Origin of the sequence: Epilithonimonas sp. (assembly GCF_032054305.1) — a bacterium.
Taxonomy (GTDB): Bacteria; Bacteroidota; Bacteroidia; order Flavobacteriales; family Weeksellaceae; genus Epilithonimonas.
Map to the genome: position 1 here is coordinate 74,639 of NZ_DAMBSX010000004.1, position 12,244 is coordinate 86,882.

Sequence of the window (12,244 nt, forward strand, 5' to 3'; positions counted from 1 at the left end):
ATATGTCTTTCTTATGTTTATTATTAATGCTTTCATTTCTGAAAAATGATAGATCTTAAGTATATCAGGATTATCTGAAAACATTGCGAATAGCTATTCAACATTTGTTTTTGCTTAATATGGTCTGATGACCAGAATGGTTTAATACTTTATTACACCATCAATCTGAATATTAAACTTTATGAAACATGGAGTTCAATATCCTTGTAACATGCTTACAAAAGAAAGCTAAAACTTAAGAATATTATTTAATATTATTTTTTTATGAAATTAACACAAATACAATATGGTCTCAGGAGATACATCTCTCGGGTAGCAATATTTATTTTTGTGATGGTCGGTAGCTTCACTACTATAAAATCGCAAAATTTGCTTACCGAAAGCTTTAATTATCCTTCAGGGACTTTGCTTACAAATGCCAATTGGCTTCAGATAGCAGCGGGTCCTCCCAATGTAACTGTTACAAATGGTAATTTAGCATATGCCAGTACTATTGCCAATAATTTTGGGAACAAGGTATCCTTAACCACATCTGGACAAGATGTATATCGTGGTTTTACTTCTACGACATTAAGTACTACAATTCCTTCACTATATACCAGTGCAATAGTGAATGTATCTGCAGCACAAACAGCTGGAGACTTTTTCCTATCCCTAGGAACAACAACACCCGCTTCGATAGCAAGATTATATATCCGTTCCAATGGATCGGGATTTAATTTTGGAGTACTTCGAACTACTTCGGCAGGAACTGGTACAGTAGAATATGAAACTACAGTAAGACCTTTTAATACCAATATGCGGGTCGTACTAAAATACGAACAAATATCAGGTTCGACTAATGATGTTGTGAAACTTTACGTTAATCCATCTTCGGTAAATGAGCCTACAACGGCAGATATTTCGCATACGGGTACATTGGCTGACACTGCTACATTTAATGCTGTACAACTCTATCAGGGAACAGCAACAAGTGCGCCTACAGTCGATTTAGATGGCATTACTGTTGGGACTACATGGGATAGTCTTACATCTGCGATTTACGACCATGGAGATACTCCGGCAACTTTTGACATTACGAAGGACGGGGTCTATTCACCGGCTTCACATGCTTTGTTGACAGGCCTGTCATTAGGGAGTATTGCTCCTGACCTGGAGTTGACTCCAAATAGTGTAACAGCCGGTGCTGACAACAATGGACTGAACGGCGATGGGGCGGACGAAGATGCCATAGTGGTATCTGCAAACCAGATCAGAAAAGGGGCTGCTTATAGCCTTAGTGTACCAGTTACGAATCCAGCAACTAGTGCCAAATACCTTATGGCATGGATCGACTTTAATGGTAATGGGAAATTCGAAGCTGGGGAGGCATCTAATAATGGTAGCTTTGTAACCTTTACTACAACAGGAAGCACCACTCAGACATTAAACTGGACTGGGGCTCAGACCGCAAATATACCTGCAGGCACCACCAAACTCTACATGAGGGTCAGACTTTCCGACCGTTCGCTTATAGATTATACGACGGGCACGGGAGCGACCGACATCGACGAGAGAAGCATCGGCTTTGGGGCAACATCTACTTCCAATGTCTTGGAATTTGCCACGGCGTCCAATGGTGAGGTTGAGGATTATCAGATCGATGTCGTAAACACATTCGATTATGGGGATGTGCCTAGCACATTCGAGCAAGATATTGCAAACACGGCATTGTCTGCCGTGCATGCGCCATTGACCGGTTTCACCATAGGTAGCCTTTATGATGTGGAGGCCTCACCTGCTTCAGTGGCATCGCCGAACCAGAACAACTCGGCCGGTGACAACGCCGTGGGAATCGCAGACGAGGACGGACTTACAGAACTTGTGAGCGTGAGCCGAGGGCTCGCATACAGCATTACCATACCGGTAAGCATCCCGAGCACTATGAGTGGGACAAAATACTTGTTCGGTTGGCTTGACCTTAACGGAGATGGACGTTTTCAATTGGGAGAAGCCGCAACCACAACAACGACGGCGACAACAGCGACAAACCTGACCCTTACATGGACCGCTGCTAATACGACAAGTATTCCATCTGGAACGACCAAAATATACTTGAGGTTGAGATTATCGGACATCAATTTTGCGGATTTCACCTCAGGTGCAAACAGTGCCTTGATAGATGAAAGAAGTATAGGTAATGGTGCTTCGGCAACAAACAACTCGGTCAATGCAAGTGCTGTAGCATTTGGTGAGGTGGAGGACTATCAGCTTCCTGTTGACCTTTATGATTTCGGGGATGCGCCTGCAACCTATGACAACGACAATGCCGGTACCGCAAGACCTGCGGGACATATAGCATTGGCTGGTCTATCATTGGGAAGCATAGTTCCTGACATCGAACAGGGACCTCAAAGCGTAGCTACTGGAGCAGACAACAATGGTACGAATGGAGATGGTGCCGATGAGGATGCCATTATTGTTTCCTCAGCGCAAATCAGAAAGGGAGCGGCATACAGCATCAGTGTTCCTGTGACGAATCCGGCGACTACCACAAAATACCTTATGGGTTGGATCGACTTCAATGGCAACGGGAAGTTCGAAGCGGGAGAAGCTTCAAATACCTCAAACTTTGTGACATTCACCACAACTGGTAGCAGTACCCAGACATTGACATGGACAAGTGCCCAGACCGCTAGCATACAGACAGGCACAAACAAGCTATATATGAGACTCAGACTCTCTGACCGTTCACTTATAGATTATACGACAGGAACGGGAGCAACAGATGTCGATGAGAGAAGTATCGGATTCGGGGCAGCAGCAACGAACAACATCGCTAACTTCGCATCAGCATCCAATGGTGAGGTGGAAGATTATCAGATCAATGTCGTAAACACATTCGATTATGGGGATGTTCCTAGTACTTTCGAGCAAGATATTGCAAACACAGCATTGCCTGCCGTGCATGCGCCATTGGCCGGTTTCACCATAGGTAGCCTTTATGATGTGGAGGCCTCGCCTGCTTCGGCGGCCTCGCCGAACCAGAACAACTCGGCCGGTGACAACGCCGTGGGAATCGCAGACGAGGACGGACTTAGCACGTTTGTGAATATAAGCAGAGGTGTAGCATATAGCTTGACAGTGCCAGTAAGCATTCCTAGTTCTTTAGCTGGAACAAAATATGTATTTGGATGGTTAGATTTTAACGGGGACGGACGTTTTCAATTGGGAGAAGCAGCAACGACAACAACCACTTCAACTGCCAATACTAATGTCACTTTAACTTGGACAGCTGCCAACACAAGTACTATACCTTTAGGTTTAAATAACATTTATTTGAGATTGAGATTATCAGATATCAATCTTTTAGATGCGACAGCTACGGCTATTGATGAAAGAAGTATAGGAAACGGAGCGACAGCAGCAGGTAACTCTGCGAATGCTGCAGCAATAGCTTTCGGAGAAGTTGAGGATTATCAATTACCGATAGAATCATATGACTATGGAGATGTTCCAGTAGGATATGAAAACAATAAGGATGGTGGTTATGCCCCGGCTGCCCATACACTACTTACTGGTCTATCATTAGGAAGTATTGCCCCTGACCTTGAATTGGCTCCGCACAGCGTTGCAGCAGGAGCGGACAACAATGGCCTCAATGGTGACGGTGCCGACGAAGATGCCATAGTAGTATCTGCAAACCAGATAAGAAGAGGTGCTGCATATACACTGAGCGTACCAGTAACAAGCACTACTGGTAACAAGTACCTCATCGGGTGGATCGACCTTAACGGTAACGGGAAATTTGAATCTGGGGAAGCATCAAATCTTGTTACATTTAGTGTCGCAGGAAGTAGCACGCAAGCCTTGACATGGTCAGCAGCACAGATAGCAACTATCAGCAATGCTACGACAAAGCTTTACATGAGACTTAGGCTTTCTGACCGTTCACTTATAGATTATACGACCGGGACGGGAGCAGCAGATATCGATGAGAGAAGTATTGGTTTCGGGGCAACATCAGCCTCAAGTGCCGTAAACTTTACTACCGCCTCTAATGGTGAGGTTGAAGATTATCAAATCGAAATCGTCAACACCTACGATTATGGAGACGTACCGAGTACATTCGAGCAGAATATATCTAATACTCCGTTACCTGCCAACCATGCGCCATTAACAGGATTCACAATAGGAACATTGTTGGATACAGAAGCTTCACCAGCTTCAGTGACATCTCCGAACCAGAATAACACGACTGGAGATAATGCTGTAGGTCTGGCAGATGAGGATGGGATTAGCACGTTTGTGAATATAAGCAGAGGTGTTGCATATAACCTGACAGTTCCTGTTACAGTTCCAAGTACCATGACCTCAGGCATAAAGTACTTATACGGATGGCTTGACCTTAACGGAGATGGCAGATTCCAGATTGGGGAAGTTGCAACAGCAACGATACCTGCAGCAACTACTGGAAACGTGAGCTCTACTCTTATATGGACAGCAGCAAATACAGCTACTATAGCTTTGGGAAGAAATAATGTCTATTTGAGATTGAGATTGTCGGATATCATACTCAATGATTTTTCAACGGGAACAGATAATGCTCTAATAGATGAAAGAAGTATCGGAAATGGCGCAACAGCTACAAATAATTCAGCAAATGCAGTGATTGTTCCATTTGGAGAAGTCGAGGATTATCAATTACCTATAGAATCATATGATTATGGAGATGTTCCAGTAGGATATGAAAACAATAAGGATGGTGGTTATACCCCGGCTGCCCATACACTACTTACTGGTCTATCATTGGGAAGTATTGCCCCTGACCTTGAATTGGCTCCGCACAGCGTTGCAGCAGGAGCGGACAACAATGGTCTCAATGGTGACGGTGCTGACGAAGATGCCATAGTCGTATCTGCAAACCAGATAAGAAAGGGTGCAGCTTATAGCTTGACCGTACCAGTGAACAATCCTTCAGCTACCACAAAATATCTTATGGGATGGATTGACTTTAATGGCAATGGAAAATTCGAGGCCGGAGAAGCATCTAATGCCTCAAACTTTGTGACCTTTACCGCAACAGGTAGCAGTACCCAAACATTGACATGGACTGGGCTTCAGACGGCAACCATACCGGGAGGTACAACGAAGCTCTACATGAGACTCAGACTTTCTGACCGTTCACTTATAGATTATACGACAGGTACTGGAGCAACAGATATCGATGAGAGAAGCATCGGTTTTGGAGCAACATCCACCTCAAGTGCAGTGAACTTTACTACCGCCTCTAATGGTGAGGCTGAAGACTACCAAATTGAAGTCGTTAATACGTTTGACTATGGAGATTTGCCTGCCTCATTTGAATTAGACAGTGGAAATGTACCACTACCAGCAGTACATGCCCCATTAGCAGGTTTAATGATAGGTAGCCTTTATGATGTTGAGACAACTCCTGCATCTGTAACATCTCCGAACCAGAATAACACGACCGGTGATAATGCAATCGGCTCAGCGGACGAAGATGGTATTACTGAATTTATAAGTGTTAGCCGAGGAGTAGCATATAGTGTTACGGTTCCACTTACGGTTCCGAGTACCATGACCACTACAAAATATGTATTTGGCTGGTTGGATTTTAACGGAGATGGACGTTTTCAAGTTGGAGAAGCTGCTACAGCAACTACTACAGATACTGGAAAAACAAGTGTGATACTCACTTGGACAGCTGCACAAACTGCTACTCTAGCATCAGGAACAACGAGTATATATCTAAGACTGAGATTGTCTGATATCAATCTTTTAGACGCAACAGCTACGACTGTCGATGAAAGAAGTATCGGGAATGGTGCTACTTCTACGGCAAGTTCAGTTAATGCTACAGCGATAGCCTTTGGAGAAGTAGAAGATTATCAACTTCCTGTAGATCTATATGATTTCGGGGATGCTCCAATAGCATATGATACGAACACCGCTAATGCTTTTGTCCCTGCAAGACAAATGGCTAGTTCTGTATACACTATCGGACAGACAATTGATTATGAACCTGCCGCTCAAAATGTAGCTGCAGGAGCAGATAACAATGGAACAAATGGAGATGGGCTAGATGAAGACGGTATAGGAGCTCAAACTATTACCAGAGGGGCTCCATTCACGTTCTTCACCAATGTAAATGCAAATACAGCATCCAATGTTATTGCATGGATAGATTTCAACAATGATGGTAAATTCCAGGCAACTGAAGCTGCTTATGCCACATCCATGGCAACAACAAGCGGATATCAAACAGTTACTGGAGAAAATACTGTTCATTTTTGGTTCAGAGGTGCTCAGACAAGTCAGATTCCAGCAGGAGTAAGTAATCTTTATGCAAGAATAAGACTTACCGCAACTGCAGGCACTGATAATACTGGTACAGCAAATATCGATGAGCGTTCTATCGGAGATGGTGCAACTACCGGAATATATACGGCTCCAAGTTTTGGGGAGGTAGAAGATTATCGTTTCACAGTAGGTAGTGATCTTTATGACTTCGGAGATGCTCCTATAAGTTATGAAATGGATAAAAATGGAACTGCAAATCCTGCCAATTTCAAACCTGCGAGAAATCTGAGTACCCAATATCTATACTTAGGAACTTCTTATGACCATGAGACAGCTCCTGCTTCGGTGACGATGGGCGCTGATAACAACGGTAACAATGGAGATGGATCTGATGAGGATGGTTATATTGGCTCATTACTAATTAATCCTGGAGCAATTAATACATATAATGTAGAGGTTAAGAATTATACTGGAGCTAATGCTACTTTATATGGTTGGATCGATTTTAATAATAATGGTCGTTTCGAAGCATCTGAAGCATCTACACCAGCTACTTTAGCTCCTGGAGGATATGGAGTTACAGTAAGCTTTACCGCTGCACAGACCGCTCTTATACCAACTACACTTGGAAAAGTTTATATGCGTATAAGACTTGTACAACCAGAGGCCGGTGTAACGATTGCAGATGATACAGCCAATACAGTTGTCGATGAACGTGCTATAGGTGATGGCTTATCTACAGGACTTTATGGATACGTAGCTCTAGGAGAAGTTGAAGATTACCAGTTACAAGTCGTAAGAGACTATGGTGATGTTCCTGTGTCCTATGAAAATGGTGCCCCAGCATTCCATACCAATGCTGCGGTCCCCGATCTTTATATGGGAGCGACAGTTGATTATGAGATAGCTGCTAATAGCGTTGCTGCAGGAGCTGATAATAATGGTACGAATGGTGATGGCGTAGATGAAGACGCGTTCTCTGCTCCACTTACTATTACAAGTGGAAGTCAGTTTACAGTTAGTGTACCTGTAAGTACCAGAACAACAGGAACTAAGTATTTATACGCTTGGATAGACCTGAATGGAGATGGGATTTTTAGTGGAAATGAAGCTGCTACTGTTGCAAGTGCGAGTGTTACTGCAGGCGTAGCAAGTAATTTTAACCTTACATGGACTTCTCCGGTAGCTTCGGCAGGAGTGATTAGTTCAGGTAAGGCGTATATAAGATTTAGACTTTCCGCCGCATCACTTACCAATTCAAATTCTGCTACAGCAACTCTTATTGATACTAGAAGTTATGGTGGAAGCAATGCTTTTGGTGAGATAGAGGATTATCAATTCAACGTGGTAAGTAATACATTCGATTATGGTGATGCACCAGCAATCTATTCCAGAAACCAAGCTGGTACAAATGTGGAGCCGAGACAATCAGTATCATCTGTTCTAAGATTAGGACAAACAGTAAATATTGAGACATCTGCACATACTGTTGGAACAGGAGCTGATAATAATGGAGGTAACGGAGACGGAACTAGTGACGATGGTATTACCACTGTAATGCCTGTTTACAAGAATGCAACATATTATACCAATGTAAGTGTATTCAACAATTCAGGATCCGCTAAAACGCTTTACGGATGGATAGACTTTAATAACAATGGTTATTTTGAAGCTACGAATGAATCCGTATCCCTATCTATTCCTAGTTCACCTGTACAACAAACAGTTCAGTTAACATGGACCGCAGCTAATACAAATACTATTCCTGCAGGAGTAACAAATGTTTACATGCGTTTACGTATCTCAGAAGGAGCATTAACAGACGCTGCAAATGTTTTACTGGATGAACGTTCTATAGGGGATGGTTTAGCTACAGGAGTTTATGGAACAGCATTCGGAGGAGAAGTGGAAGATTACAGATTAATAGTATCTTCAGAATATGATTATGGTGATGCTCCAGATTCATATGACACTAGTAGAAATGCTATTCTTGCACCTGCCAGACAAGCAGTCAGCAGCGCATTGTATATAGGTAATACACCTCCTGATTCTGAAACTGCTAAACACACTTCTGCAACAGCATTAGGAGATGACACAGCGGGAATAGATGACGAAGATGGAGTAATTATTTCTCCAATGTTTGGTACAGGAGGTTATGCTTATTCTGCCCAGGTTAAAGTTTATAATAGCACAGCATCAGCTAAAACACTTTATGGGTGGATAGACTTTAATAACAATGGAATTTTTGAAGCTACAGAATCTGTAACAGCGAATGTTCCAATCAATACAAATGGAAACGTCTCTCTGAACTGGACAGCTGCACAAAATGTGATCACGGGTAGTCCAACACAGTTATACATGCGTTTACGCCTATCTGAGGGGACTTTAACTGATCTTTCTGCTGCTGGTTCTGTAGATGAGAGAGCTATAGCTGACGGTCTTAATACAGGAGAATATGCTGCATCACCTATTATTTATAATGGTGAAGTAGAAGATCATGTGATACCTGTGACAACCCAGCTTGATTATGGAGATGCGCCAGCAACTTTTGAAGAGAACTTTATTAGTGCTCAAATTGCCGCTCGTCATATTCAGTCAGAGAACTTGATGTTAGGAAATACTGTTGATATAGAAACAGGACCTCACAGTGTTGCAAGTGGTGCTGATAACAATGGAGTAAATGGTGATGGATTGGATGAAGATGGTATCGATATACCACTGCCTACTATGTATTCCGGAGCTGAATACAGCGTAAATATCAGAGTTAAAAATGACATCGCATCTATAGCTACAGTTCATGCTTGGATAGACCTTGATGGCAATGGAAGATTCACGGCTGATGAATATACATCGGCTTCTATACCTGCAAGTGTAGGAAATTATATCTCCAAGCTGACATGGGCACTTCCAAACTACACGAGTACGGCCAACTATAGTTATATGAGAGTTCGTATAACAAACGCAACACTTGCTGATAATACATCAACTACCAATGTAGATGAAAGGTCTATAGGTGATGGCTTATCTACAGGAGCTTTTGGTGCGGCATCTCTCGGAGAGGCAGAGGATTATTACTTGCCTGCTGTACCAAACCGTACTACAACTGTAGCATGTGAGAATACAGATGACAGATTAGGTGTAATGGATCCATTACAAGGACTCTTCCACTCTACCATTGTAAAAATGCGTACTGGAAATTGGCTTGTTTTTGGTGCTACCGCTATGCCAAACGGTACTACAGACCAGCTGACACCAATACAAATTACACCAGCAAATGGATACAACTATTCAGGTGTACCACTATTTGTTACGGGTGCATCTCAATTTACAGGTGCTGCGGACTCATATACCAATTCACACCAATATATGATGATTGCTTCAGGTGGTCTATATGTTTGGGGACCAGGTAAAGTTTTTGCAGGAGCCACTGCTTTCCGCCAAGTTGCATTGCCAACTGGAGTAGGAGCGGCAAATATCAAAATGATAGATGCAGGAGCAGGAACCGTAATAGGATCTTTTGCCCTCTTAACTAACGCGGGAGAAGTTTGGACCTATACCAATACAGTTGGTAGCAATGTACAAGGTGATGGGAATCTTACCACTACCGGATGGCATCAGGTAATGATAGACAGCACTACCCCACTTACCGGTATGAAGGATATCCGAATTGCTGGTGCTGCTGCAATTGCAACAGATGGAAATACTTCATACACTTGGGGTGATAATGTTTATCTGGGTAATGGTCTTTCAAATACCAATAAGAGCTATGCTACTCAAATGACAACCCCAGCAGGAATATCACTTCCTATTAAACAACAAGACATTACAAATGATTCTTCTACTTCATATTTCCTTAGAGATAGTGCGGGTAAAGTATTTGTTTTAGGAAACAATAGTATCGGACAATTAGGTCTGGGCAATACTATAGATGTAACTTCTTGGCGCACGGTTAGATTCATCAATGAAGAACCAAATGGTATTGGTGATGAAACTGATGTTACAAAAGCAATACCTGCTGTAAAATGGATATCTGCAAGTAACCATGACAATAGTACAGCTTCCGGTCTCGGAGGATCTCTATTCAGTGTGATTACTTCTGATAAGAGAATTTACAGTACCGGTTCCAATGGAGGTTCTAAAAAAGGAGTTGTGAATGCGACTAACACAGCATTATTAACAGCTGCAACTTCTGGTAATGGAACCAAAATGCTAGATGGTGACATGACCTTCGTAGAAGCTGGAGGGCATATTTCCATCGCAGTAAGACAAGGTAGTGACAGATTTGGTTATGTTGGACATACTGTTCAAGGTAGTGATGGTTGTAATAATTGTACTGCCGATCCTGTAGAATACAACTTTACCTCAACTCCTGCAATTGGTCAGGTTTGTGGTAACAAGTTGCTAGACTATGGTGATTTGGATGATAATTACAATCTAGGAGCTAAAGCAGCACACGAAGTACTATATTCGCCGACTGATGCTATTCTAAAACTAGGAGCTTCAGGTCCTGATAGCGAAGACGGTCCATTATTTACCATTACCGGAAGCGGAAACAATGCCCTAGGTGATGATAACAATGGTATAGATGACGAAGATGCATTTACAGGAACTTTACCTGTAAAAACAGCAGGCTCATCTTACACACTGAATGTACCTCTTACAAACAATACTGGAACGACTGCTTACCTATATGGTTTCATCGATTGGAATTTCAACGGAGTTTTTGAACCAGGAGAAGCTGTAGCACAAAATGTACCGGCATCTGCATCACAACAGACGATAGCTCTTACATGGGCAGATAATCCGGACATTTGTACAAATGGCAGTACTGCGGTGAGAAGCTTTGTACGTTTACGTTTGACTACACAATTATTTGCAGATGATTCATCTACCGTAGCTGATGAAAGAAGTTTCGTTGCCGCACAAGATGGTGAAGTAGAAGATTATTATGTAGACTGGAATCCAATTCCATGTGCTAACGTTTGCTACAAACCTGGTATTAATACAGGAGGAACTGTTTTGGATACCAAAGTCGGAATCACGTCTCTAGCTAGAGCTGGTGAAAATGATGCCGATAACTGGCCGATGGTAAGAAAAGGTGGCTGGATAGCATTAGAATCCAAGACCAAAGGTTTTGTACCAAATAGAGTTGCTTTCAATGGAGCAGGCAATCCTATAGGAATCGCTGTAGCCAATTTTGTAGAAGGTATGATGGTTTACGATACAACTAACAAATGTTTGAAGATCTATACATCAACTGATAATGGAACAACATTCGGATGGTATTGTATCTCCACGCAAACCTGTCCTGATTAAATGTGATCTAAGCTGTAAGCAAAGGCAACGGATATCTATCTGTTGCTTTTGCCCAAAGCTTTTAATTTAAAAATTTATATAATGAAAAAAATATTGATAAATTTCAAAATTCTCTTTTTGTTTTTATTGACATTGGTCTGTGAATCTGTCTATGCTCAAAAAAACAGTCATAATGATGCGATCATGATAGATAAAAATCCTATATACTCGTTTACGGGCATTGGATACAAAGAAACAGAGGGGAAATATCGTATGAACTTTTCAACACTTAGCGTCAAGGGCAATAACACAAACGAGGTATATTTTAAGGATAATGAGGTTACTGTAAAAAAAGATGGTGTTTATAGAATTTATATCTCATCAGATATCAATAAAGGGAACGAAAACCCCGTAAATTATTTGATCAATCTAAATTCTAAACCAGCTTTCCAGTCAACTAAAAGTTTATTATCCGAAGACAATTCCTATTTTTTCCAAATGCAATTAAAAAAAGATGACGTTTTAAGTTTTGATATTGAAAATGATAAACCTAACGGTAATCAATGGAATAACAAATTGATCATAAAATTTGCTGACCCTAAGTTAATGACCATATCTGAGGGACCTCATTAATCCATTTAATTAA

General features: G+C 41.9%; 2 protein-coding genes. Both read left to right on the plus strand.

All coding sequences use genetic code 11. The annotated features are described in order from the left end of the window. Positions 1 to 264: 264 nt before the first annotated feature. Complete coding sequence (locus tag RTX21_RS09485; protein WP_312767140.1) at positions 265 to 11,619, plus strand: GEVED domain-containing protein; 11,355 nt, start codon at positions 265 to 267, stop codon at positions 11,617 to 11,619. A gap of 81 nt (positions 11,620 to 11,700) precedes the next feature. After that, on the plus strand, positions 11,701 to 12,231 hold the full coding sequence (locus tag RTX21_RS09490; protein WP_312767142.1) for a hypothetical protein: 531 nt from the start codon (positions 11,701 to 11,703) through the stop codon (positions 12,229 to 12,231). Positions 12,232 to 12,244: the final 13 nt, after the last annotated feature.